This is a genomic window from Pseudomonas sp. FW300-N2F2 (genome assembly GCF_017351655.1).
Lineage (GTDB): Bacteria > Pseudomonadota > Gammaproteobacteria > Pseudomonadales > Pseudomonadaceae > Aquipseudomonas > Aquipseudomonas fluorescens_AA.
Genome location: NZ_JACNDQ010000001.1, coordinates 1,490,574 through 1,514,567, shown reverse-complemented (window position 1 = coordinate 1,514,567; position 23,994 = coordinate 1,490,574). Strand labels below are relative to the sequence as shown.

The following is a 23,994-nucleotide window of genomic DNA, read 5'->3' as shown; positions in this document are numbered from 1 at the left end:
GTGGATGGGGAACCATGAACACTTCTATCAGTACCGCCTACAACTACAAGGTGGTCCGCCAATTCGCCATTATGACGGTGGTGTGGGGCATCGTCGGCATGGGGCTCGGGGTTTTTCTCGCCGCCCAATTGGTCTGGCCGCAGCTCAACTTCGATTTGCCCTGGACCAGCTTCGGCCGCCTGCGCCCGCTGCACACCAACGCGGTGATCTTCGCTTTTGGGGGCTGTGCCCTGTTCGCCAGCTCGTTTTATTCGGTGCAACGCACCTGCCAGACACAGCTGTTCGCGCCTAAAATCGCCGCGTTCTGCTTCTGGGGATGGCAATTGGTGATCCTGCTGGCGGCCATCAGCCTGCCCCTGGGCTACACCAGTTCCAAGGAATATGCCGAGCTGGAATGGCCGATCGACATCCTGATCACCATCGTCTGGGTGGCCTACGCCATCGTGTTCTTCGGCACCGTGGCCAAGCGCAACACCAAGCACATCTACGTCGGCAACTGGTTCTTCGGCGGGTTCATCCTGACCGTGGCGATCCTGCACATCGTCAACAACCTGGAACTGCCGGTGAGCCTCACCAAATCCTACTCGGTGTATGCCGGGGCCACGGATGCGATGGTGCAGTGGTGGTACGGCCACAACGCCGTAGGCTTTTTCCTCACTGCTGGCTTCCTGGGGATGATGTACTACTTCGTGCCCAAGCAGGCCGAGCGCCCGGTGTATTCCTATCGCCTGTCCATCGTCCACTTCTGGGCGTTGATCACCCTGTACATCTGGGCCGGCCCGCACCACCTGCACTACACCGCACTGCCGGACTGGGCACAGTCCCTGGGCATGGTGATGTCGCTGATCCTGCTGGCACCCAGCTGGGGCGGCATGATCAACGGCATGATGACCCTGTCGGGGGCCTGGCATAAGTTGCGCAGCGACCCGATCCTGCGCTTTTTGGTGGTGTCCCTGGCGTTCTATGGCATGTCGACCTTCGAAGGTCCGATGATGGCGATCAAGACCGTCAACGCCCTCTCCCACTACACCGACTGGACCATCGGCCACGTGCATGCCGGTGCGCTCGGCTGGGTGGCGATGATTTCCATCGGTGCGCTGTACCACATGATCCCGAAAGTCTTCGGCCGGCCACAAATGCACAGCATCGGCCTGATCAACGCGCACTTCTGGCTCGCGACCATCGGCACGGTGCTGTACATCGCCTCGATGTGGGTCAACGGCATCGCCCAGGGCCTGATGTGGCGCGCGGTGAACGAGGACGGCACCCTCACCTACTCCTTCGTCGAAACCCTGGTGGCCAGCCACCCAGGCTTCGTCGTGCGGCTGGCGGGCGGGTCGATCTTCCTTCTCGGCATGCTGCTGATGGCCTACAACACCTGGCGCACCGTGCGGGCCTACCAGCCTGCCGAAGCCGCCGCTGCCGCGCAGATGGCCTGAGGAGTCCACCATGAAACACGAAACAATCGAAAAAAACGTCGGCCTGCTGATGCTGCTGATGGTCCTGGCCGTGAGCATTGGCGGCCTGACCCAGATCGTGCCGCTGTTCTTCCAGGACGTGACCAACAAGCCGGTGGACGGCATGAAGCCCTACACCGCCCTGCAACTGGAAGGCCGCGACATCTACATCCGTGAAGGCTGCGTCGGCTGCCACTCGCAGATGATCCGTCCGTTCCGCGCCGAGACCGAGCGCTACGGCCACTACTCCGTCGCCGGCGAAAGCGTCTGGGATCACCCATTCCTGTGGGGCTCCAAGCGTACCGGGCCGGACCTGGCACGGGTCGGTGCGCGCTACTCCGATGACTGGCACCGCGCCCACTTGTACAACCCGCGCAACGTCGTGCCCGAGTCGAAAATGCCGGCCTACCCATGGCTGGTAGCCCAGGCGGTGGACAGCAGCCACACCGAAGGCAAGCTGCGCGCCATGCGCACCCTCGGCGTGCCGTACACCGACGACGACATCGCCGGCAGCGTGGCCTCGCTCAAGGGCAAGACCGAAATGGACGCGCTGGTGGCCTACCTGCAAGTGCTCGGCACTGCCATCAAGAGCAAGAGGTGAGCCTGATGTTCTTTGAAATGAGCACTGGAATGATCCGTGGCCTGGGCACCGTCGTGGTGTTCATCGCCTTCATCGGCCTGACCCTGTGGGTATTCAGCAGCAAGCGCGGCCCGGAATTCGCCCAGGCGCGCCTGCTGCCGTTCGCCGACGAACCGCCCGCCGACATCACCCCCCAAGACCCTGCGACAAGGAGTACCCGGCCATGACCACCTTCTGGAGTACGTGGATCTGCGTACTGACCATCGGCAGCCTGATCGGCCTGACCTGGCTGCTGATCGGCACCCGCAAGGGCGAGACCAAGGGCAGCGTCGACCAGACCATGGGCCACAGCTTCGACGGCATCGAGGAGTACGACAACCCGCTGCCACAGTGGTGGTTCCTGTTGTTCGCCGGCACCCTGGTGTTTTCCGTCGGTTACCTGGTCCTGTATCCGGGCCTGGGCAACTGGAAAGGCATCCTGCCCGGCTACGAGAACGGCTGGACCGGGGCCCATGAATGGGAAAAGGAAATGGCCAAGGCCGATGCCAAATTCGGACCGATCTTCGCCAAATTCGCCGCCATGCCAGTGGAAGAAGTTGCCAAGGACCCGCAGGCACTGAAAATGGGCGGTCGCCTGTTCGCCTCCAACTGCTCGGTCTGCCATGGCTCGGACGCCAAGGGTGCCTTTGGCTTCCCGAACCTGGCCGACAGCAACTGGCGCTGGGGCGGTGCTGCCGACACCATCAAGGCGACCATCATGGGCGGCCGCATGGCGGCGATGCCGGCCTGGGGCGAAGTGCTGGGGGACGCGGGGGTCAAGAACGTGGCCGCGTATGTACGCCACGACCTGGCCGGCCTACCGTTGCCGGCAGACAGCGGTGCCGATCTGCAAGCCGGCCAGCAGGCCTTCAACACCACCTGCGTCGCCTGCCACGGCGCCAACGGCCAAGGGACCGAAGCCATGGGCGCGCCGAACCTGACGCAACCGGCCGGTTTCATCTACGGCACCAGCCTGGCCCAGTTGCAGCAGACCATTCGCCATGGTCGCCAGGGCCACATGCCGGCGCAGAATGAGTTGCTGGGCAATGACAAAGTGCAACTGCTCGCCGCTTACGTCTACAGCCTGTCCCAGGGTGCCCGCACCGAGCGCCTGCAAGCGGAACACAAAAGCGAATAAATCCTGACCACACAAACAGCCGCATTCATCTGGATGCGGCTGCTTCGTGCCCCTGCGCGACGCATTGTCGCACCCCTCCCATCGTCTTCCTTTCGGTTCCCCGGAATCAGGTCTAAGCTTGCCTCTGCGTGCGCTGGCGACTGCCGGTTTCAGGTCGACCCGACCCGATGCGTTCGACAATCGTTCGATAAAAAGGCCGCAAAGGCAGGTGAATACCGGCTGTTGCGACAGTTGCCTGGCATCACCCGAACGCCGTGTTCGAACACACCCCGTTACAACCGACCTGACCCCCTCGCCTCTTTCCTTCGTTGCGACATTTTGCCGAGGGCCAATTTTGTCCCTACTCAGCACATGGAAAGGCCGCAGAATCAGCTTTGGAAAGCATTGACCCAGGTCATGGCGCGTTGCAATGACCCCCCGCTTTCTCCATACTTGCGACCGATTTTTATCCTAATAAAACACCCAAACCGTGGAACCTTAGAATGAGCACAGCAATCAGTCCGACTGCTTATAACTATAAGGTAGTCCGCCAGTTCGCCATCATGACGGTGGTCTGGGGGATCCTTGGCATGGGGCTCGGTGTCTTCATCGCCTCGCAACTGGTCTGGCCGGAGTTGAACTTCGATCTGCCATGGACGACATTTGGACGCCTGCGCCCGCTGCACACCAACCTGGTGATCTTCGCCTTCGGTGGTTGTGCGTTGTTTGCCACTTCTTACTACGTCGTGCAGCGAACCTGCCAAACGCGACTGATCTCCGACAGCCTCGCCGCCTTCACCTTCTGGGGCTGGCAAGCGGTCATCGTCGGTGCGATCGTGACCTTGCCAATGGGTTTCACCACCACCAAGGAATACGCGGAGCTGGAATGGCCCCTGGCTATCCTGCTGGCCATCGTCTGGGTGACCTACGGTTTGGTGTTCTTTGGCACCATCGTCAAGCGCAAGACCAAGCACATCTACGTCGGTAACTGGTTCTACGGTGCCTTCATCGTCGTGACCGCCATGCTGCACATCGTCAACCACGCCTCCCTGCCGGTCAGCTTCTTCAAGTCGTACTCGGCCTACTCGGGCGCGACCGACGCGATGATCCAGTGGTGGTACGGCCACAACGCCGTGGGTTTCTTCCTGACCACCGGCTTTTTGGGGATGATGTACTACTTCGTGCCGAAACAGGCCGAGCGTCCGATCTATTCCTATCGCCTGTCCATCGTCCACTTCTGGGCGCTGATCACCCTGTACATCTGGGCCGGTCCGCACCACCTGCACTACACCGCACTGCCGGATTGGGCGCAGTCCCTGGGCATGGCGATGTCGATCATCCTGCTGGCGCCAAGCTGGGGCGGCATGATCAACGGCATGATGACCCTCTCGGGTGCCTGGCATAAGCTGCGCACCGACCCGATCCTGCGCTTTCTGGTCGTGTCGCTGGCGTTCTACGGCATGTCGACCTTCGAAGGCCCGATGATGGCCATCAAGACCGTCAACTCCCTGAGCCACTACACCGACTGGACCATCGGCCACGTACACGCCGGTGCGCTCGGCTGGGTGGCGATGATTTCCATCGGCGCCATCTACCACATGATCCCGAAACTGTTCGGTCGTGCGCAGATGCACAGCACCGGCCTGATCAACGCGCACTTCTGGCTCGCGACCATCGGCACCGTGCTCTACATCGCCTCGATGTGGGTCAACGGCATCACCCAAGGCCTGATGTGGCGTGCGATCAACGACGACGGCACCCTGACCTACTCGTTCGTCGAAGCGCTGCAAGCCAGCCATCCTGGCTTCATCGTACGTGCCCTGGGCGGCGCGTTCTTCGCCAGCGGCATGCTGTTCATGGCCTACAACGTGTACCGCACCGTTCGTGCCTCTGACCCGGCTGAAGCTGAAGCCGCCGCCAAGATCGCCGTAGTTGGAGCTCACTGATGAAGCACGAAGCAGTAGAGAAGAATATCGGCCTGCTGGCCTTCTTCATGGTCATCGCCGTGAGCATCGGCGGCCTGACCCAGATCGTTCCGCTGTTCTTCCAGGATGTCACCAACAAGCCGGTCGAAGGCATGAAGCCGCGTACCGCCCTTGAACTGGAAGGCCGCGACATCTACATCGCCAACGGCTGTGTCGGCTGCCACTCGCAGATGATCCGTCCGTTCCGTGCCGAGACCGAACGCTACGGCCACTATTCGGTTGCCGGTGAAAGCGTCTGGGACCACCCGTTCCTGTGGGGCTCCAAGCGGACCGGCCCGGACCTGGCCCGCGTTGGCGGCCGCTACTCCGACGACTGGCAGCGTGCGCACTTGTACAACCCGCGCAACGTTGTGCCTGAGTCGAAAATGCCGGCCTACCCGTTCCTCGTAGAAAACAAGCTCGACGGCAAAGACACCGCCAAGAAAATGGAAGTCCTGCGCGCCTTGGGCGTGCCTTACACCGACGAAGACATCGCCGGTGCCAAGGATGCCGTCAAGGGCAAGACTGAAATGGACGCGCTGGTGGCCTATCTGCAAGGCCTGGGCACCATCATCAAAAGCAAACGGTGATCTGGATGGATATCGGGATGATTCGTGGCCTGGGCACCGTCGTCGTGATGGTGGCCTTTATCGGCCTGGCCTTGTGGGTGTTCAGCCCCAAGCGCAAGTCGGAGTTTGACGACGCGACCTTGCTGCCGTTCGCGGATGATCCCGAGGCCATCAAGCACGTCGAGCAAGCTTCTAGGAGTAACAAAGAATGACTACGTTCTGGAGTCTGTACGTCACAGTCCTCAGTCTGGGTACGATCTTCGCCCTGACCTGGCTGCTGCTGTCGACCCGCAAGGGCCAGCGCAGCGAAGCCACCGAAGAGACGGTTGGCCACTCCTTCGACGGGATCGAGGAGTACGACAACCCGCTGCCGAAATGGTGGTTCATGTTGTTCGTGGGCACCATCGTGTTCGCCCTCGGTTACCTGGTGCTCTACCCTGGCCTGGGCAACTGGAAAGGCCTGCTGCCAGGCTATAACTACCTGGACAACGAAAAGCAGACCGCCTTCGCCAACGGCCAGACCGGCTGGACAGGCGTTCACGAGTGGGAAAAGGAAATGGCTCGCTCGGACGCCAAGTTCGGTCCGATCTTCGCCAAGTTCGCCTCCATGCCGATCGAAGAAGTCGCCAAGGACCCGCAAGCCCTGAAGATGGGTGGCCGCCTGTTCGCCTCCAACTGCTCGGTCTGCCACGGTTCCGACGCCAAGGGTGCCTATGGCTTCCCCAACCTGACCGACGCCGACTGGCGCTGGGGCGGTGAGCCGGAAACCATCAAGACCACCATCATGGGCGGCCGTCACGCCGTGATGCCGGGCTGGGCTGCCGTGGTGGGTGAACAAGGCGTCGCCGACGTGGCTTCCTACCTGGTGACCAGCCTGCACGGTCGCAAGCTGCCAGAAGGCGCCAAGGCCGACCCGGCCAACGGCCAGAAACTGTTCGCGGCCAACTGCGTGGCCTGCCACGGTCCTGCCGGCAAGGGCACGCCCGCCATGGGCGCACCTGACCTGACGCATCCGGCCGGTTTCATCTACGGTTCGAGCTTCGCCCAACTGCAGCAGACCATCCGCTACGGTCGTCAGGGCCAGATGCCGGCCCAGGCCGACCTGCAAGGCAACGACAAGGTCCACCTGCTGGCCGCCTATGTCTACAGCCTGTCTCACGGCGAGAAAGCTCCAGCGGCTGACGCCCAGTAGAGCCAACGCCTGATGCACCAAAGGCCCCGTCAACCAACGTTGACGGGGCCTTTTTGTTTGCCGGTGCGACAGGACGAAATTGTTTTATCTTGCCCGCAATCAGTAGCGGTAGTAACGTGCCTACATTCAGTTTTATCGAGGACGCCGCCATGTCCATCACCACTATTTCCAGCCGCGAATTCAACCACGACACAAGTGGTGCCAAAAAAGCCACCCGCCAGGGGCCGGTCATCATCACCGACCGTGGCAAGCCGGCCCATGTGCTGCTAAGCATTGAGGAGTACCAGAAACTGACCGGCATCGGCACCAGCATTGTCGAGTTGCTGGTCATGCCCGACACGCCGGATATTGATTTCGATACCGAACGTGCCGTCATCTCTCCTCGACCGGTGGACCTGTCCTGATGTACCTGCTCGACACTAACGTCATCTCGGAACTGCGCAAGCCTCAAGCCGATAAGAATGTACAGGCCTGGGCCCGTGGCGTGCCCGCCCCCAGCCTTTACCTTTCGGCGATTACCGTATTGGAATTGGAAACCGGCGTGTTGCGCTTCGAACGCAAGGACCCGGTGCAAGGCAGCCACCTGCGCGCATGGCTGGACAACCATGTCATGCCCGCATTCGCCGGAAGAATCCTGGCGGTCGACCGCGCCGTCGCGCTGCGCTGCGCTCGCCTGCACGTTCCGGATCGCAGCAATGAATGCGATGCACTGATTGCCGCCACTGCGCTGGTCCACGGACTGACCGTAGTCACCCGCAACGTGAATGATTTCCAGAGCAGCGGCGTGGCGGTGCTCAACCCATGGTCATCCAGTCCACCCGCTTGAGACGGCAGCTCCTACAATAGTCAATTGATCTGGGTCATGACTTGTTACATCCGCTACACCATTCTGTGCAAGCACCCAACGCGACCAAAGGTCGCACCCTTGAGCCAGAGCGACAGGCGTATCATTGCGCCACTGCAATACCCTTTCTGACCGTGGTCGGCACGTACTGGCCCCGGCACTTTTCCACTGCCGTGGGATGCAATTGATGAGCAACCAGATTCCGGTACATGACGTTACCCCGCCTGCCAAGGACGCGAACAAAAGCGTCGACCTGTACGCCTCTCGGGAAAAAATCTACACCCGCGCCTTCACCGGCCTGTTCCGTAATCTGCGGATGCTGGGCGGAGCGTTCTTGTTCCTGCTGTATTTCGGTACGGTCTGGTTGAACTGGGGCGGTCACCAGGCCGTCTGGTGGAACCTGCCGGAACGCAAGTTCTTCATTTTCGGTGCGACGTTCTGGCCCCAGGATTTCATCCTGCTGTCGGGGATGCTGATCATTGCGGCATTTGGCCTGTTCTTCATCACGGTCTATGCCGGACGGGTGTGGTGCGGCTACACCTGCCCACAAAGCGTGTGGACCTGGATCTTCATGTGGTGCGAAAAAGTCACCGAAGGCGATCGCAACCAGCGCATCAAGCTCGACAAGGCCCCCATGGGCGCCAACAAATTCCTGCGCAAGTTCGCCAAGCACAGCCTGTGGCTGCTGATCGGCTTCGCCACCGGCGTGACCTTCGTCGGTTACTTCACGCCGATCCGTGAACTGGTGTTCGAGTTCTTTACCGGCCAGGCCGATGGCTGGTCGTATTTCTGGATCGGCTTCTTCACCCTCGCCACCTACGGCAATGCCGGCTGGCTGCGTGAGCAGGTGTGCATCTACATGTGCCCTTACGCGCGCTTCCAAAGCGTGATGTTCGACAAGGACACCTTGATCGTGTCCTACGACCCGCGTCGTGGCGAAAGCCGTGGCCCGCGCAAGAAAGGTGTGGACTACAAGGCCCTGGGCCTTGGGGACTGCATCGACTGCACCATGTGCGTCCAGGTCTGCCCGACCGGCATCGACATTCGCGACGGCTTGCAGGTCGAGTGCATTGGCTGCGCAGCCTGCATCGACGCCTGCGACAGCATCATGGATAAGATGGACTACCCGCGCGGCCTGATCAGCTACACCACCGAACACAACCTGTCGGGGCAGAAAACCCATAAACTGCGCCCACGCCTGATCGGTTACGCCTTGGTGCTGCTGACCATGATCAGCTTGCTGGCGGCGGCATTCTTCATGCGTTCGCTGGTGGGGTTCGACGTCAGCAAGGACCGCGTGTTGTACCGCGAAAACGCCGAAGGCCGGATCGAGAACGTCTACAGCCTGAAGATCATGAACAAAGACCAACGCGACCATACGTACGTCCTGGACGCCGCCGGCCTGCCCGACCTCAAGCTGCAAGGCCGTCGGGAAATCAAGGTCGCGGCCGGCGAGATCTACAGCCAGCCGGTTGAGCTGTCCAGCGCACCGGAGCAATTGCCATCGAGCACCAACGAGGTGACCTTCATCCTCAAGGACGCCGATGACGAAAGCGTACATGTCGAAGCCAAGAGCCGGTTCATCGGCCCACAAACTCGTTGAGAGAACTGAACATGCCTGCAGCAACCGCCACCAGCCCTTGGTACAAGCACCTCTGGCCGTGGATCATCATCGCGATCCTGAGCTGTTCGGTGACACTGAGCCTGACGATGGTGACCATTGCGGTGAAGAACCCGGACAACCTGGTCAACGACAACTATTACGAAGCCGGCAAGGGCATCAACCGTTCGCTGGAGCGCGAACTGCTGGCCCAGACCCTGCAACTGCATGCCAACGTGCAACTGGATGACGTGACCGGCGAAGTGAACCTGCGCCTGAACGGCGACAGCCGCCCCCAGACCCTGGAACTGAGCCTGATCTCACCGACCCAGCCGGAGAAGGACCGCAAGATCGTCCTGACCCGCAACGATAGCGAACCGGGGCGCTACGTCGGCCAGTTGACGGACAAGGTCGAAGGCCGGCGCTTTGTCGAATTGCTGGGGGTGGAGAACGACAAGACCTGGCGCCTGTTCGAAGAAGAACAGATCAACCACGACCAGGACATCCTGCTCGGCGATGAACCGCTGCAAGGCGCTGAAGACCTGAAGAAGTAAATCGCTTCTCTGTGGCGAGGGAGCTTGCTCCCGCTGGGTCGCGAAGCGGCCCCGTTCTTCGTGTGACCGGCTCACCCGATTACGACTGCTACGCAGCCGAGCGGGAGCAAGCTCCCCCGCCACAACAGCGCCCATAAACCAGCAAACGCCCCAGCCAAAAAGGCCTTCATGCGACAACCATGACCACTCCACAGCCATGCTACCACTGCGCCCTGCCCGTCCCTCCTGGCAGTCGCTTCACCGCCGTTGTCCTCGGTGAAACCCGCGAGCTGTGCTGCCCGGGCTGCCAGGCGGTGGCCGAGGCCATTGTCGCCGGTGGCCTGGAAAGCTATTACCTGCATCGCAGTGAAGCGTCGGCCAATCCCGAGACCCTGCCCGTCCAGTTGACCGATGAACTGGCGCTGTACGATCGCCCTGACGTGCAGCAGTCGTTCGTGCGCCATGAGGGCGAATTGGCCGAAACCACCCTGTTGATGGAAGGCATCAGTTGCGCCGCCTGCGGCTGGTTGATCGAAAAACAGCTGCGCAGCCTGCCAGCCGTGGCCGAGGCGCGATTGAACCTGTCCAGTCATCGCCTGCATGTGCGCTGGGCCGACGCCCAGTTGCCGCTGAGCACGCTGCTCGCCGAGTTGCGCCAGATCGGCTACGTCGCCCACCCGTACCAAGCCGACCAGGCGTGCGAGCAACTCGCCGCACAAAACCGCCTGGCCCTGCGCCAGTTGGGCGTGGCCGGCCTGTTGTGGTTCCAGGCGATGATGGCGACGATGGCCACTTGGCCGGAATTCAACATCGACCTGAGCCCGGAGATGCACACCATCCTGCGCTGGGTCGCCTTGTTTCTCACCACGCCCATCGTGTTCTACAGCTGCGCGCCATTCTTCAAAGGCGCCATGCGCGACCTGCGCACCCGCCACCTGACCATGGACGTTTCCGTGTCCCTGGCCATTGGCAGCGCCTACATTGCCGGGATCTGGACGTCGATCACTGGCGTTGGCGAGTTGTACTTCGATGCCGTGGGCATGTTCGCCCTTTTCCTGCTGGCCGGCCGTTACCTGGAGCGCCGAGCCCGGGAGCGCACGGCCGCCGCCACCGCCCAACTGGTCAATCTGTTACCGGCCTCGTGCCTGCGCCTGGCGGACGATGGCCAGAGCGAACGCATCCTGCTCAGCGAGTTGCGCACCGGCGACCGAGTGTTGGTGCATCCCGGGGCGGTCCTGCCGGCTGACGGCAGAATCCTCGAGGGGCAGTCCAGCATCGACGAATCCCTGCTGACCGGTGAATACCTGCCACAACCTCGGCAGGAGGGCGACGCGGTCACCGCAGGTACGCTGAATGTCGAAGGCGCCTTGACCGTCGAGGTACTGGCCCTCGGGCAAGATACCCGGTTGTCGGCCATCGTTCGCCTGCTGGAACGGGCCCAGGCCGAGAAACCACGATTGGCGGAGATCGCCGATCGCGCCGCCCAATGGTTCCTGCTGTTCTCCCTGGTCGCGGCGGCGGCCATCGGCCTGTTGTGGTGGCAACTGGATGCCTCGCGGGCCTTCTGGATCGTCCTGGCGATGCTGGTCGCCACTTGCCCCTGTGCATTGTCCCTCGCCACGCCGACCGCCCTCACCGCAGCCACCGGCACCTTGCACAAACTTGGCCTGCTGCTGACGCGCGGCCATGTACTGGAGGGCCTGAACCAGATCGACACGGTCATTTTCGACAAGACCGGCACCCTCACCGAAGGCCGCCTGGCGTTGCGCGCCATTCGACCACTGGCGGCCCTCGACAGCGATCACTGCCTGGGCTTGGCCGCAGCCCTGGAAAACCGCTCGGAACACCCCATCGCCCGTGCTTTTGGCCGCGCGCCAATGGCCGCCGAGCAGGTGCAAAGCACCCCGGGGCTGGGACTGGAAGGCCTCGTGGCCGAACAACGCCTACGCATCGGCCAGCCCGGTTTTGTCTGCGAACTGAGTGGCGCGGCCATACCGCAGATGCCGGACGAAGCCGGGCAATGGCTGTTGCTGGGCGATGAGCTCGGGCCGCTGGCCTGGTTCGTCCTCGATGACCGCTTGCGCGCCGACGCCCCGGCCCTGCTGGCAGCCTGCAAGGCGCGGGGCTGGCGTACGCTGCTGCTGTCGGGCGACAGTTCGCCGATGGTTGCCAGCGTCGCCGCCGAACTGGGCATCGACGAGGCCCGGGGCGGCCTGCGCCCGGACGACAAACTGGCGGTGTTGCAGCAATTGCACCAACAGGGCCGCAAGGTGCTGATGCTCGGCGATGGCGTGAACGACGTGCCCGTGCTGGCGGCGGCGGACATCAGTGTCGCCATGGGCTCGGCCACCGACCTGGCCAAGACCAGCGCCGACGCCGTGCTGCTGTCCAACCGCCTCGACGCCCTGATCCACGCCTTCGACCTGGCTCGACGCACTCGCCGGGTGATCGTCGAGAACCTGGTGTGGGCAGGGCTGTACAATGGCCTCATGTTGCCGTTCGCCGCCCTCGGCTGGATTACACCGGTGTGGGCCGCGGTCGGCATGTCCATCAGTTCGTTGACCGTGGTGTTGAATGCCCTGAGGCTGACGCGTCAGCCCAAGGCGCAGGTTTTCACCGCCACGCCCGATACCCGCCCGCTGCCGGCCTGAGCCGCGCGGGCATGGAGTTCCGACATGCCAGCTCTTTACGTGATGATCCCGGCCGCGCTGCTGATCGTGGCCATCGCCGTGTACATTTTCTTCTGGGCCGTGGACAGCGGACAGTACGACGACCTCGACGGTCCGGCCCATAGCATCCTGTTCGACGATCAGGACCCGAACCACAAGGCGGCGGTGGACGAAGCCAGTGGCGAAGTCCGCAAGGCGGACGACAAGGCCCCACCCCATGCTTGACCTGGCGCCACTGCTGGTTTCGGCCGTTATCCTTGGCCTGCTGGGCGGCGGTCATTGCCTGGGCATGTGCGGCGGCCTGATGGGCGCCCTGACCCTGGCGATTCCCAAGGACCAGCGCAGCCGCCGCTTTCGGTTGCTGCTGGCGTACAACCTGGGGCGAATCCTGAGCTATGCCACCGCCGGGCTGCTGATCGGCCTGGCCGGTTGGGCCGTGTCCAACAGTCCAGCAGCGATGATCATGCGGGTGCTGGCCGGCTTGCTGTTGATTGCCATGGGCCTGTACCTGGCGGGTTGGTGGAGCGGCCTGACCCGCATCGAAAGCGTGGGGCGTGGCTTGTGGCGGCACATCCAACCCGTCGCCAACCGCTTGCTGCCGGTGTCGAGCCTGCCCCGGGCCTTGCTGCTCGGTGCCCTATGGGGCTGGCTGCCGTGCGGGCTGGTCTACAGCACCCTGCTATGGTCCGCCAGCCAGGGCAATGCCCTGGACAGCGCCCTGCTGATGCTCGCCTTCGGCCTGGGTACCTGGCCGGTGCTGCTCGCCACTGGCCTGGCCGCCGAGCGCATCACCGCCCTGCTGCGCAAACGCAGCGTGCGCATGGCCGGCGGGCTGTTGGTGATTGTTTTCGGGATCTGGACACTGCCGGGGCCGCATCAGCATTGGCTCATGGGCCATTGACCGAGTCGCCCCCATCGCGAGCAAGCTCGCTCCCACAGGCGCCGCCGAGCAAATGTGGGAGCGAGCTTGCTCGCGATGAGGCCATCATCGACAACACCCATGCCCTGTTGACACAAATCAAGACCACCCCGCGCCTCCCCCCCTAGACTCGCCCCATGCCAGCCTACCCGGGGAACACCCGCATGCTCGACGCCATCCGTTGGGACTCAGACCTGATCCGCCACTACGACCTGGCGGGACCACGCTACACCTCGTACCCGACTGCGGCGCAGTTCGGCGGCCAGGTGGGCACCTTCGACCTGCTCCATGCCCTGCGTGACAGCCGCAAGGCCCGGCGGCCACTGTCGGTGTATGTGCACGTGCCGTTCTGCGCGAACATCTGCTACTACTGCGCCTGCAACAAGGTCATCACCAAGGACCGTGGCCGCGCCCATGCCTATCTGCAACGCCTGGAACAGGAAATCCAGTTGATCGGCTGCCACCTGGACCCTACCCAGCCCGTGGAACAGCTGCACTTTGGCGGCGGCACCCCGACGTTCCTCAGCCACGACGAGCTGCGTCAACTGATGGCCACGCTGCGCAAGCACCTCAACCTGCTGGACGACGATTCCGGCGACTACGGCATCGAGATCGATCCCCGGGAGGCCGACTGGTCGACCATGGGGCTGTTGCGTGAACTGGGGTTCAATCGGGTCAGCATCGGCCTACAAGACCTTGACCCGGCGGTGCAGCGTGCCGTCAATCGCCCGCAAAGCCTGGAAGAAACCCGCGCGGTGGTCGAGGCTGCCCGAACCTTGCAGTTCCGCTCGATCAACATTGACCTGATCTACGGCCTGCCCAAGCAGACCCCGGACAACTTCGCCCGCACTGTCGAGGAAGTCATCCACCTGCAACCGGACCGGCTCTCGGTGTTCAATTACGCCCACCTGCCGGAACGCTTCATGCCCCAGCGGCGCATCAACAGCCAGGATTTGCCGAACCCGGAGCAGAAACTGGCGATGCTGCAGGGCACCATCGAACAACTGACCGCCGCCGGCTACCGCTACGTCGGCATGGACCACTTCGCCCTGCCCGACGACGAGCTGGCCATCGCCCAGGAAGAGGCCACGTTGCAGCGCAACTTCCAGGGCTACACCACCCATGGCCATTGCGACCTGATCGGCCTCGGCGTGTCGGCCATCAGCCAGATCGGCGACCTGTACTGCCAGAACAGCAGCGACCTGAACCATTACCAGAACACCCTCGCCGACGGGCAACTGGCAACCAGTCGCGGCTGGGTATGCAACGCCGACGACCGGCTGCGGCGTGCGGTGATCCAGCAATTGATTTGTCATTTCAACCTGGCCTTCGCCGAGATCGAGCAAACCTTCAATATCGATTTCGGCGGATATTTTGCGCCGCTATGGCCGCAATTGCAGGCCATGGCCAAGGACGGCCTGATCGAACTCGACGACACGCACATCAAAGTCCTGCCCGCCGGGCGCCTGCTGGTGCGATCCGTGTGCATGGTCTTCGATGCCTATCTGGAGCAGCACAACCGGCAGCGCTTCTCCCGAGTTATCTGAGCGCGACAATTTGACGACGAAACCGCACTGGCCGGAGTGCCTACGCTGGGGTACCCTTACGGCCTATGTGTGTTTTCCCACAAGGATTGAAGAAATGTCCGAGCCAGTCAAACTGCGCGCCCACAACCAGGCCCACTGCAAGGATTGCAGCCTGGCCCCGCTGTGCCTGCCACTTTCATTGAATCTGGAGGACATGGAGGCGTTGGACGAAATCGTTAAACGGGGCCGCCCGTTGAAAAAAGGTGAATTCCTGTTTCGCCAGGGTGACACCTTCGATTCCGTCTACGCGGTGCGCTCGGGCGCCTTGAAAACCTTTAACTTGAGCGATGGCGGCGAAGAGCAGCTCACCGGTTTCCACCTGCCCAGCGAACTGGTGGGCCTGTCCGGCATGGACACCGAGACCCATCCGGTCTCGGCCCAGGCGCTGGAAACCACCTCAGTGTGCGAAATTCCCTTCGACCGCCTGGACGAGCTGGCCCTACAGTTGCCGCAACTGCGTCGCCAGTTGATGCGGGTCATGAGCCGGGAAATCCGTGACGATCAGCAGATGATGCTACTGCTCTCGAAAAAAACCGCCGACGAGCGCATCGCCACCTTCCTGGTCAACCTCTCGGCACGCTTCCGCGCCCGCGGGTTCTCGGCCAACCAGTTCCGCCTGAGCATGTCGCGCAACGAAATCGGCAATTACCTGGGCCTGGCGGTGGAAACCGTGTCCCGGGTGTTCACCCGTTTCCAGCAGAACGAATTGATTGCCGCCGAAGGCAAGGAAATTCACATCCTCGACCCGATCCAGCTCTGCGCCCTGGCCGGCGGCTCGATCGACGGCTGATGGACGAGCGCGGCTGAGGGATTTGCCCCGCCGCGCTATACTGCCGCGTTTGCAGCCCTGCCAGGACACCTCCACGATGGTCTTTGACTCCTTCGACATCAAATCCCTGATCCGCCCCGTGATTGATTTCCCCAAGCCCGGCGTGATCTTTCGCGACATTACCCCACTGTTCCAATCCCCGACCGCCCTGCGCCTGGTCATGGACAGTTTCGCCCACCGCTATGTCGAGGCCGAGTTCACTCACATTGGCGCGATGGATGCACGCGGTTTCCTGATCGGTTCGATCCTGGCCTATCAGCTGAACAAACCGCTGGTCTTGTTCCGCAAGCAAGGCAAGCTGCCGGCCGACGTACTGGCCGAGGGGTACCAGACCGAATACGGCGAAGCCTTCCTTGAAGTGCATGCCGACAGCCTGTGCGAGGGGGATTCGGTGGTGATGTTCGATGACCTGATCGCCACTGGTGGCACGCTGATCGCCGCCGCCAACCTGATCCGCCGCATGGGCGCCAAGGTCCACGAGGCCGCAGCGATCATTGACTTGCCGGAACTGCTCGGCTCCCAGCGCCTGGAAGACATGGGGATCCCGACGTTCTGCCTGACGCAGTTCTCCCTCAGCGAAAAATAATTGCCAGGCAACCATCGAACCTGTGGGAGCGAGCTTGCTCGCGATAGCGGTTTATCAGTCGCATGGATGTTGACTGATCCACCGCTATCGCGAGCAAGCTCGCTCCCACAGGGTATGGGGTAGCGGTTACAACGCGATCGGCTTACGGCCCGCAAACGAATGCGCCAGCGTTCCACCGTCCACCAACTCAAGCTCCCCTCCCAGTGGCACGCCGTGGGCGATGCGGGAGGCGACCAGGCCTTTGTTGTTCAGCAGTTGGGCGATGTAATGGGCGGTGGCTTCGCCTTCGACCGTCGGGTTGGTGGCGAGGATGACTTCCGTGAACGTGCCCGCCTCTTCGATCCGCGCGATCAACTGTGGAATGCCGATGGCTTCCGGCCCCAAGCCGTCGAGCGGGGACAAATGGCCCTTGAGCACGAAATAACGGCCACGAAAACCGGTCTGCTCCACCGCATACACATCCATCGGCCCCTCCACGACGCAAAGCAAGGTGTCGTCCCGACGCGGGTCGGCGCATTGCGGGCAGAGGTCGTCTTCGGTGAGGGTGCGGCATAAACGGCAATGCCCTACACCTTCCATGGCCTGGCTCAGGGCCTGGGCCAGGCGTGAACCGCCGCTGCGATCACGCTCGAGCAATTGCAACGCCATGCGCTGGGCAGTTTTCTGACCCACACCCGGCAACGTTCGCAGGGCATCGATCAGTTGGCGAATCAAAGGGCTGAAGCTCATGGAGGAAATGTCCGACATAACAACGAGACGCGGTTTATACCCGCGCCTCCGGTTAGCGTCAAATACTCAATCCTGCGCGACCCGCACCACCAACTTGCCGAAGTTGCGCCCTTCCAGCAGGCCGATAAACGCCTGTGGCGCATTTTCCAAGCCATCGACCACGTCCTCACGGAACTTGACCTTGCCATCGCGCACCCAAGGGGCCATGGCACTGATGAACTCCGGCTGACGGTCACCATAGTCGTCGAACACAATAAACCCCTGGATTCGCACGCGTTTGGTCAGCAACGTGCGCTGCAGTTGCGGCAAGCGATCCGGGCCGCTCGGTGCTTGATGATCGTTGTAGGAGGCGATCAGGCCGCAGAGCGGGATCCTCGCCTTGGCGTTGAGCAACGGCACGACGGCATCGAAGACCTTGCCGCCGACGTTTTCGTAATAGATATCGATGCCCTTGTCACAGGCCTGCGCCAGTTCTTCGGCAAAATTGGCGCTCCTGTGATCGACACAGGCATCAAAGCCCAGTTCGTCGACCACGTACTTGCATTTCTCGCTGCCGCCTGCGACCCCGACGACACGCAGGCCCTTGATCTTCGCCACCTGGCCGACCACCGAGCCCACGGCACCCGAGGCGGCCGCGACCACCAGGGTTTCCCCGGCCTTGGGCTGGCCAATGTCCATCAGCCCCATGTAAGCGGTCATGCCCGGCATGCCCAGTACCCCCAAGGCCATCGACGGGCTGGGCAGCCCGGAGGGGATGGGCATCACGTTGCGCCCATCGCTGATGCTGTGGCTCTGCCAACCCGTGGCGCCCACCACCAGATCACCCTCCTGGAATTTCGGGTGCATCGATCGCTCCACGCGGCTGACAGCGCCGCCGGTCATCACCTCGTCGATTTCCACCGGCGCGGCGTAGGAAGGTGCATCGCTCATGCGCCCACGCATGTAGGGATCCAGGGACAGAAACAGCGTCTTGAGCAGGATCTGCCCCTGTGCCAAGTCCGGCAGGGTCACCTGCTCCAGGCGGAAATTCTCCGGGGTCGGGGCGCCGTGGGGGCGAGAGGCCAGGACGATGCGCTGGCTGGTGGTCGATGCTTGTGACATGGAGGCGTCTCCTTGATCGTTGAGTGGCACGTATAGGGAGCAGACCCTTGCCGAGGGGGCAGCGTTCGATGTTTGTTCAGCGGGCACTTGTGGGAGCAAGGCTTGCCCGCGATACAGACACCTCGGTGTGTCGGAGCGGCGCGCCATCGTTCATCGCGGGCAAGCCTTGCTCCCACAGGTATGATTTCTACCACCGCTCGCGCCTATGGCAGAAACAAAAATGCCAGGCGCGATGCCTGGCATTGTGTGTAGCCCATCCCGACCGGGATGGCGAATCAGAACGGCAATTTCATGCCCGGTGGCAGTTGCATGCCAGCGGTCATGCCGGACATCTTGTCCTGGCTGTTGGCTTCGATCTTGCGCACCGCGTCATTGACGGCGGCGGCGAACAGGGCTTCGAGCATTTCCTTGTCATCTTCGCTCAGGCCTTCGACCACGCTTGGGTCGATGCTGACACGCTTGATGTCGTGACGACCGGTCATGACCACGGTCACCATGTCGCCACCGGATTTGCCGGTGACTTCGGCGTTGGCCAGTTCTTCCTGCATCTTGGCCATTTTTTCCTGCATCTGCTGCGCCTGCTTCATCAGGCCGGCCATGCCACCTTTCATCATGGGAATCACCTCGAAAGTACTTGGATAAACAACACGCCCGGCCCGTTCGGCCCGGCGCCTTCAGTTATGAGCCCTGGGTGACCGGGGCCTCGACAGGTTCGATAGTATCGCGACGGACCACGGCGCCGAACTGTTGCATCATCTGCTGGATGAATGGATCACCGTGGATCGACTCCTCGGCTTCGCGCTGACGGTCGGCACGGCGGCGGGACGCGGCCTGGGCCGGGGTCTCCTGCTCGGGCTTGATCAGCTCGATGGTCAGCGTCAGGGTGCGCTCGTGGTACTGGTTCAGTGCATCGTTGAGGCGACGTTGCTGGGTCGCGTTGAACAGTGCGCTGTGGGCCGGGTCCAGGTGCAGCAGCCAGTGGTCGCCCTCCACGGCCATCAGCGTGCAGTTGGCGGCGATGCTGCCGGTCATGCCGCTGATCGGCAGTTTAGGGAACAGTTCCAGCCACTGCAGGGCCAGCCCGGTGGCCGGCATCGCCGCCGGTTCCGGCTCGGGCTCCGGGGCTGGCTCGGCGGCGTGCTCGCTGGCCAGGTCGTCCAGGTAGCTGTACGCCGAATCCATGTCCGGCTCGATGTAATCCTCATCCAGCGGCGGCTCGTCGTCCAGGTCGATGCCCGGCGTGGCGATATCGACGTCGGCCACCGTCGGCTCGGGCACGGGCGCTGCGACCCATTCCGGCGCATCGGGTACCACGCTGTCGGGCGTCGGCAGGGGCATCGGCGGCAACTCGGGCTGCTCGGCGACGGTTTCCAACACGGGCTCGACGACCGGCTGCTGGACCACTGGCGGCTCGACCGGGTCGTTCCAAGGCAGGTCAACGACTTCTTCGGCGACGGGCTCGGGCAGTGCCTCGACGACCGGCTCGGGTTCCGGCTCGGCCGTCGCGACCACAGGCGCCGGCACCGGCTGGGCTACAGGTGCCACCGCTGCCGGAGCCGAAGTCACTGCCGGCGCAACGACGGGCGCGGCAGCCACTGGCTTGGCGGAATCAGCTGTGGCCTGGCTGATCCCCACTGGCTTTAGCGTTTGCCTCGGGGCATCCGCCGTATCGGCTGGCCGGAACGCCAGCATTCGCAACAGGACCATTTCGAAGCCGCCTCGCGGATCCGGTGCCAGGGGCAGGTCGCGACGGCCGATCAGGCCCATCTGGTAATAGAACTGCACGTCTTCGGCCGGCAGCGCCTGGGCCAGGGCCAGTACGCGATCACGGTCGCCATGGCCGTTGTCGACGCCTTCAGGCAGGGCCTGGGCAATGGCGACACGGTGCAGCACGTTGAGGATTTCCGAGAGTACGCCATTCCAGTCCGGGCCCTGCTCGGCCAGGTGACGCACCGCCTCGAGCAGCGCCTTGGCATCGCCTTCGATCAGCGCATGCAAGACGTCATAGACCTGGCCGTGATCGAGGGTGCCGAGCATGGCTCGGACATCGGCGGCCATGACCTTGCCTTCACCGAAAGCGATGGCCTGGTCGGTCAGGCTCATGGCGTCGCGCATCGAACCATCGGCGGCCCGGCCCAACAGCCACAGCGCATCGTCTTCGAATGGCACGTTTTCGACGCCCAGTACGTGGGTCAGGTGCTCGACCACCCGCTCCGGCGTCATGTTCTTCAGGGAGAACTGCAGGCACCGCGACAGAATCGTTGCAGGAAGTTTCTGCGGGTCGGTGGTCGCCAGGATGAACTTGACGTAGGGCGGCGGTTCTTCGAGGGTCTTGAGCAGCGCATTGAAGGAATGGCTGGAGAGCATGTGCACTTCGTCGATCAGGTAGACCTTGAAGCGCCCACGGCTCGGGGCGTACTGCACGTTGTCGAGCAGTTCGCGGGTGTCTTCGACCTTGGTGCGGCTGGCGGCGTCGATCTCGATCAGGTCGACGAAGCGGCCCTCGTCGATTTCCCGGCAGACCGAACACTCGCCACAAGGTGTCGAAGTGATACCGGTTTCACAGTTCAGGCACTTGGCAATGATCCGCGCGATGGTGGTCTTGCCCACGCCACGGGTACCGGTGAACAGATAGGCGTGGTGCAGCCGCTGGCTGTCCAAGGCATTGATCAGAGCCTTGAGCACATGGGTCTGGCCGACCATTTCGCGGAACGAGCGCGGACGCCATTTACGTGCAAGAACCTGATAACTCATCGAAAACCGTCGCAACGAAGGAACATAAGCGGCTAATGCTAGCGGAGCAGGGGCGAAATTGCATCCGGTGTGCTCGTCTAATGTGACTAAGCTAGGCTACGGGACTCGTTGTCGACACGGTTTTACACAGTCAGGAGAGTTTATGCGCTCAGCCATGGGGGCTTTGCTGTTGTTGAGTACCGGCTGTCTTGCCGAGGAAGCCCCCTTGCGTTTCGCCGTTACCGATGGCTGGGCAATGCCCATGGTGCAGATTGAACGAGGCCGCCCGACCCAGGGCATCATTCCCGACATCATGATCAGCCTGGCGACCCAGATAGGAAAGCCGGCGCAATTCCACGTCCTCTCCCGCGCCCGGCTCGACGGTGCCATGAAACACGGCGAAGTCGACATGCGTTGCTATGTCAGCCCTGACTGGGTGAAGGACAACGATGATTATCTGTGGAGCATCCCGTTGTTTTTCCAACGTGACCTGCTCGTCGCCACCGCAAGCGTACCTGCGACGGTAACGCCAACAACGCTGTCGCCCCAACCCATCGGCACGGTGCTCGGCTATAGCTACCCGACCTTGCAACCCTTGTTCGACGCCGGTCAACTGTACCGCGACGATGCCCGCAGCCAGGAACAAGTGCTGGCGAAATTGTTGGCCGGGCGTTATCGCTACGGGATCAGTAATCAATGGGCGCTGGACTGGTTCAATCAACGTCATACCGCTGATCGCCAACTCCATGAGGTGGCTGTCCTGCAGGAACAGCGGTTGAGCTGTTATGTGCGCAACGATCCGAGCATTCCCGCACAGCGCATTCTGAGGACATTGCTGAACATGAAGACGTCCGGGGAAATCGACGCGATCATCCAGCTCTACACCGGCCGCAGTGAAGCATCACGGGCCGAGAGCGAGGCGCCCTCGCCCTGATCGCCTGGCCGCTGCTGCCATTGCGACGGCGGAACGAACCCCTGCACCCAGCCGGGTATCTGTTCGGGCGGCATGGGCCGGGCGATGAAATAACCTTGTGCCACCTCGCAGCCCAGGCGCAGCAACAGTTGGCCATGCTCCAGGCTGTCCAGCCCTTCGGCGACCACCTCGCGGCCAAACGCCCGAGCCAGGCCGATCACCGCTTCGGTCAGCGCCAGGTCGTCGCGGTCATCGAGAATGTCGCGCACGAAGGTCTTGTCGATCTTGATGGTTTGCGTGCGCAGGTGCTTGAGGTCGTTGAGCGAGCAGTAGCCGGTGCCGAAACCGCCCAGGGAAAACCCCACGCCCAGCGCCTGGCACGCCTGGAGGCAGGCGCTGACGTGGGCCAGGTTCTCCACGGCGACGGACTCGACAATCTGCAGATCCAACAGCCGTGGCGGCACCGCCGAATGCCGCTCCAACACCTGTCGCAGCCGCTCGACAAAATCCGCCCGCTGGAAATGCCGCGCCGAGATATTGATGCTCACCGGCCAGCCCTGCCCCGCCTGCTGCCATTGTTGCAACTGGGTCAAGACCTGTTCCATGACCCACTCGCCGATCTCGACGATCAGGTCAGTCTCCTCCACCAGGGGCAAGAATTCCCGAGGCGGTACCAGGCCACGTTGCGGATGCTTCCAGCGCAGCAGCGCCTCCAGGCCGACCACGGTGCCATGACGCATATTGACCTTGGGCTGGAAATGCAGCCGCAGTTCGTTATCGGCCAGTGCCTGGCGGACCCGCTCGACTGTCTGGTAAGTGGCCCGCACCTCCTTGTCCCGGGACACATCGAACAAGTGGAAACGATTGCGACCGCTTTGCTTGGCCACGTACATCGCCTGGTCGGCGTGACGCAACAGGGTCTCGGCGTCTTCGTTGTCCCACGGGAACAACGTGACGCCAATACTGGCGAAGACCTTGATGTCCTTGCCGTCGATGGCATACGGCATCGAGACGGCGATCAACACCCGGTTCAACGCGGCATGCAGCTCTTCCATCCCACGCACATGGCGCAATACCAGCACGAACTCGTCCCCGCCCAGCCGCGCCACCACGTCCTCGCCACGCACAATGCTGCGCAGGCGCCTGGCGACCTCCACCAACAGTCGATCACCGCTGGCGTGACCATAGCCGTCATTGACCGCCTTGAAGCCATCGAGGTCGAGCATGCACACCGCCAGGGGCAGGTTTTCCGCTCGGGAAAACTCCAGGGCCTGGTCCAGCAGATCCGACAGATAAGTACGATTGGGCAGACCGGTCAGCACATCGTGACCGACCCGCCATTGCAACGAATGCAGCAGGCGACGCTTTTCGCTGACATCGAAGCGAATCGCCAGGTAGCGCTCGATTTGGCCTGTCTCGTCGTCGATCACCGGCACCAGGGTGGTGTCGACCCAGTGCAGCGTACCGTCCTTGGCCCGATTGCAGATTTCCCCTTTCCAGACCTGACCCAGGGCAATGGTGCTCCACATGGCGCTGAAGAACTCGCCAGGGTGCTGGCCGGAATTGAGCAGGCGATGGTTCGCGCCCAGCAGCTCATCGCGCCGGTAACCGAAAAGACTGCAAAATTGATCGTTGACGTAGGTGATGCGCCCGCTCAGATCGGTCTCGGAAAAAATCGCGGCGGCGTCAACAGCCCTGCGGTACTTCTTATCCATCGAAGCAGTCATCCATGAGTCAGGCTCATTTGTCGCGCGCGGTTGCACCGCCTTCAAGACAGGCGAAAATCAACTAGGCTCAAACACTCTGAGAGAAGCTGGAGCGCGGGCCCTGGCGATGCCAAGGGAGGGCTTCAGCCCTTGCCTTGTATCGTGGCAAGAACACAAGGCCCGGCCCCCGCACACACCTTGGCTTCGAAAAGCAGGTCACCAAATACCCGTGCCAAAGGCCGATTCTACGAAACACATCACATTTTGCAAAGCAAGGTGATGGATCACGCGGTTGCCTAATGCGAAAATCTATCGTTAAGTTCTTGAT

The 23,994-nt window shown here is 62.4% G+C and carries 24 protein-coding genes; 19 read left to right on the top strand and 5 right to left on the bottom strand.

Annotated features, from left to right (window positions below; all coding sequences use genetic code 11):
- The first annotated feature begins 14 nt into the window (after positions 1-14).
- The 18 genes from ccoN (J4E63_RS06875) to J4E63_RS06790 all read left to right on the top strand — a co-directional run bounded on the left by ccoN (J4E63_RS06875) (position 15) and on the right by J4E63_RS06790 (position 16,484).
- The gene (ccoN, locus tag J4E63_RS06875) at positions 15-1,439 is read left to right on the top strand and encodes a cytochrome-c oxidase, cbb3-type subunit I (protein ID WP_060738426.1); all 1,425 of its coding nucleotides are present in this window, start codon (positions 15-17) and stop codon (positions 1,437-1,439) included.
- 10 nt (positions 1,440-1,449) lie between these two features.
- Complete coding sequence (gene ccoO, locus J4E63_RS06870) at positions 1,450-2,058, top strand: cytochrome-c oxidase, cbb3-type subunit II (protein WP_053120686.1); 609 nt, start codon at positions 1,450-1,452, stop codon at positions 2,056-2,058.
- 5 nt (positions 2,059-2,063) lie between these two features.
- On the top strand, positions 2,064-2,264 hold the full coding sequence (locus J4E63_RS06865) for a cbb3-type cytochrome c oxidase subunit 3 (RefSeq protein ID WP_060743060.1): 201 nt from the start codon (positions 2,064-2,066) through the stop codon (positions 2,262-2,264).
- Positions 2,261-3,214, top strand: a complete 954-nt coding sequence (ccoP, locus tag J4E63_RS06860; protein WP_103308821.1) for a cytochrome-c oxidase, cbb3-type subunit III — start codon at positions 2,261-2,263, stop codon at positions 3,212-3,214. Before J4E63_RS06865 ends, ccoP (J4E63_RS06860) begins: the two co-directional genes overlap by 4 nt.
- A 482-nt stretch (positions 3,215-3,696) precedes the next feature.
- The gene (gene ccoN / locus J4E63_RS06855; RefSeq protein ID WP_053120682.1) at positions 3,697-5,139 is read left to right on the top strand and encodes a cytochrome-c oxidase, cbb3-type subunit I; all 1,443 of its coding nucleotides are present in this window, start codon (positions 3,697-3,699) and stop codon (positions 5,137-5,139) included.
- Positions 5,139-5,747: a cytochrome-c oxidase, cbb3-type subunit II gene (gene ccoO / locus J4E63_RS06850; protein ID WP_053120680.1), complete on the top strand. Its 609-nt coding sequence runs from the start codon at positions 5,139-5,141 to the stop codon at positions 5,745-5,747. The genes ccoN (J4E63_RS06855) and ccoO (J4E63_RS06850) overlap by 1 nt, the downstream gene beginning before the upstream one ends.
- A 5-nt stretch (positions 5,748-5,752) precedes the next feature.
- Positions 5,753-5,938, top strand: a complete 186-nt coding sequence (locus J4E63_RS06845) for a CcoQ/FixQ family Cbb3-type cytochrome c oxidase assembly chaperone (RefSeq protein ID WP_003183474.1) — start codon at positions 5,753-5,755, stop codon at positions 5,936-5,938.
- The gene (gene ccoP, locus J4E63_RS06840) at positions 5,935-6,918 is read left to right on the top strand and encodes a cytochrome-c oxidase, cbb3-type subunit III (RefSeq protein ID WP_060738428.1); all 984 of its coding nucleotides are present in this window, start codon (positions 5,935-5,937) and stop codon (positions 6,916-6,918) included. The genes J4E63_RS06845 and ccoP (J4E63_RS06840) overlap by 4 nt, the downstream gene beginning before the upstream one ends.
- A gap of 149 nt (positions 6,919-7,067) precedes the next feature.
- Positions 7,068-7,322 carry a type II toxin-antitoxin system Phd/YefM family antitoxin gene (locus J4E63_RS06835; RefSeq protein WP_060738429.1) on the top strand — a complete coding sequence of 85 codons (255 nt, stop codon included), beginning with the start codon at positions 7,068-7,070 and terminating at the stop codon, positions 7,320-7,322.
- The gene (locus J4E63_RS06830; protein ID WP_060738430.1) at positions 7,322-7,744 is read left to right on the top strand and encodes a type II toxin-antitoxin system VapC family toxin; all 423 of its coding nucleotides are present in this window, start codon (positions 7,322-7,324) and stop codon (positions 7,742-7,744) included. The genes J4E63_RS06835 and J4E63_RS06830 overlap by 1 nt, the downstream gene beginning before the upstream one ends.
- A 205-nt stretch (positions 7,745-7,949) precedes the next feature.
- Complete coding sequence (gene ccoG / locus J4E63_RS06825; protein WP_207281452.1) at positions 7,950-9,365, top strand: cytochrome c oxidase accessory protein CcoG; 1,416 nt, start codon at positions 7,950-7,952, stop codon at positions 9,363-9,365.
- Positions 9,366-9,376: 11 nt separating this feature from the next.
- Complete coding sequence (locus J4E63_RS06820; RefSeq protein WP_207281451.1) at positions 9,377-9,916, top strand: FixH family protein; 540 nt, start codon at positions 9,377-9,379, stop codon at positions 9,914-9,916.
- 179 nt (positions 9,917-10,095) lie between these two features.
- The gene (locus J4E63_RS06815) at positions 10,096-12,546 is read left to right on the top strand and encodes a heavy metal translocating P-type ATPase (protein ID WP_207281450.1); all 2,451 of its coding nucleotides are present in this window, start codon (positions 10,096-10,098) and stop codon (positions 12,544-12,546) included.
- 24 nt (positions 12,547-12,570) lie between these two features.
- Positions 12,571-12,789 carry a cbb3-type cytochrome oxidase assembly protein CcoS gene (gene ccoS, locus J4E63_RS06810; protein WP_060738434.1) on the top strand — a complete coding sequence of 73 codons (219 nt, stop codon included), beginning with the start codon at positions 12,571-12,573 and terminating at the stop codon, positions 12,787-12,789.
- A complete protein-coding gene (locus J4E63_RS06805) occupies positions 12,782-13,465 on the top strand; it encodes a sulfite exporter TauE/SafE family protein (RefSeq protein WP_060738435.1) in 684 nt (227 codons plus the stop codon). Before ccoS ends, J4E63_RS06805 begins: the two co-directional genes overlap by 8 nt.
- Before the next feature lie 182 nt (positions 13,466-13,647).
- The gene (hemN, locus tag J4E63_RS06800) at positions 13,648-15,030 is read left to right on the top strand and encodes an oxygen-independent coproporphyrinogen III oxidase (protein WP_207281449.1); all 1,383 of its coding nucleotides are present in this window, start codon (positions 13,648-13,650) and stop codon (positions 15,028-15,030) included.
- Between the two features lie 94 nt (positions 15,031-15,124).
- Positions 15,125-15,859, top strand: coding sequence for a fumarate/nitrate reduction transcriptional regulator Fnr (gene fnr / locus J4E63_RS06795; protein WP_060738437.1), 735 nt, complete (start codon positions 15,125-15,127; stop codon positions 15,857-15,859).
- A 76-nt stretch (positions 15,860-15,935) separates the two neighbouring features.
- Positions 15,936-16,484 carry an adenine phosphoribosyltransferase gene (locus tag J4E63_RS06790; RefSeq protein ID WP_003183509.1) on the top strand — a complete coding sequence of 183 codons (549 nt, stop codon included), beginning with the start codon at positions 15,936-15,938 and terminating at the stop codon, positions 16,482-16,484.
- A 126-nt stretch (positions 16,485-16,610) separates the two neighbouring features.
- On the opposite strand, the gene recR is transcribed toward J4E63_RS06790, so the two are convergent.
- The 4 genes from recR to dnaX all read right to left on the bottom strand — a co-directional run bounded on the left by recR (position 16,611) and on the right by dnaX (position 21,068).
- On the bottom strand, positions 16,611-17,213 hold the full coding sequence (gene recR, locus J4E63_RS06785; RefSeq protein WP_060743061.1) for a recombination mediator RecR: 603 nt from the start codon (positions 17,211-17,213) through the stop codon (positions 16,611-16,613).
- 66 nt (positions 17,214-17,279) lie between these two features.
- Positions 17,280-18,314 (bottom strand): NADP-dependent oxidoreductase, encoded by a 1,035-nt coding sequence (locus J4E63_RS06780; RefSeq protein WP_207281448.1) that lies wholly within the window; start codon positions 18,312-18,314, stop codon positions 17,280-17,282.
- Positions 18,315-18,589: 275 nt separating this feature from the next.
- On the bottom strand, positions 18,590-18,928 hold the full coding sequence (locus J4E63_RS06775) for a YbaB/EbfC family nucleoid-associated protein (RefSeq protein WP_003183512.1): 339 nt from the start codon (positions 18,926-18,928) through the stop codon (positions 18,590-18,592).
- A gap of 64 nt (positions 18,929-18,992) precedes the next feature.
- The gene (dnaX, locus tag J4E63_RS06770; RefSeq protein WP_207281447.1) at positions 18,993-21,068 is read right to left on the bottom strand and encodes a DNA polymerase III subunit gamma/tau; all 2,076 of its coding nucleotides are present in this window, start codon (positions 21,066-21,068) and stop codon (positions 18,993-18,995) included.
- A 142-nt stretch (positions 21,069-21,210) separates the two neighbouring features.
- Between dnaX and J4E63_RS06765 the strand changes: the two genes are divergently transcribed.
- Positions 21,211-21,981: an ABC transporter substrate-binding protein gene (locus tag J4E63_RS06765; protein ID WP_207281446.1), complete on the top strand. Its 771-nt coding sequence runs from the start codon at positions 21,211-21,213 to the stop codon at positions 21,979-21,981.
- On the opposite strand, the gene J4E63_RS06760 is transcribed toward J4E63_RS06765, so the two are convergent.
- The gene (locus tag J4E63_RS06760) at positions 21,927-23,675 is read right to left on the bottom strand and encodes a bifunctional diguanylate cyclase/phosphodiesterase (RefSeq protein ID WP_207281445.1); all 1,749 of its coding nucleotides are present in this window, start codon (positions 23,673-23,675) and stop codon (positions 21,927-21,929) included. The two genes, J4E63_RS06765 and J4E63_RS06760, sit on opposite strands and share 55 nt — an antisense overlap.
- Positions 23,676-23,994 lie beyond the last annotated feature (319 nt).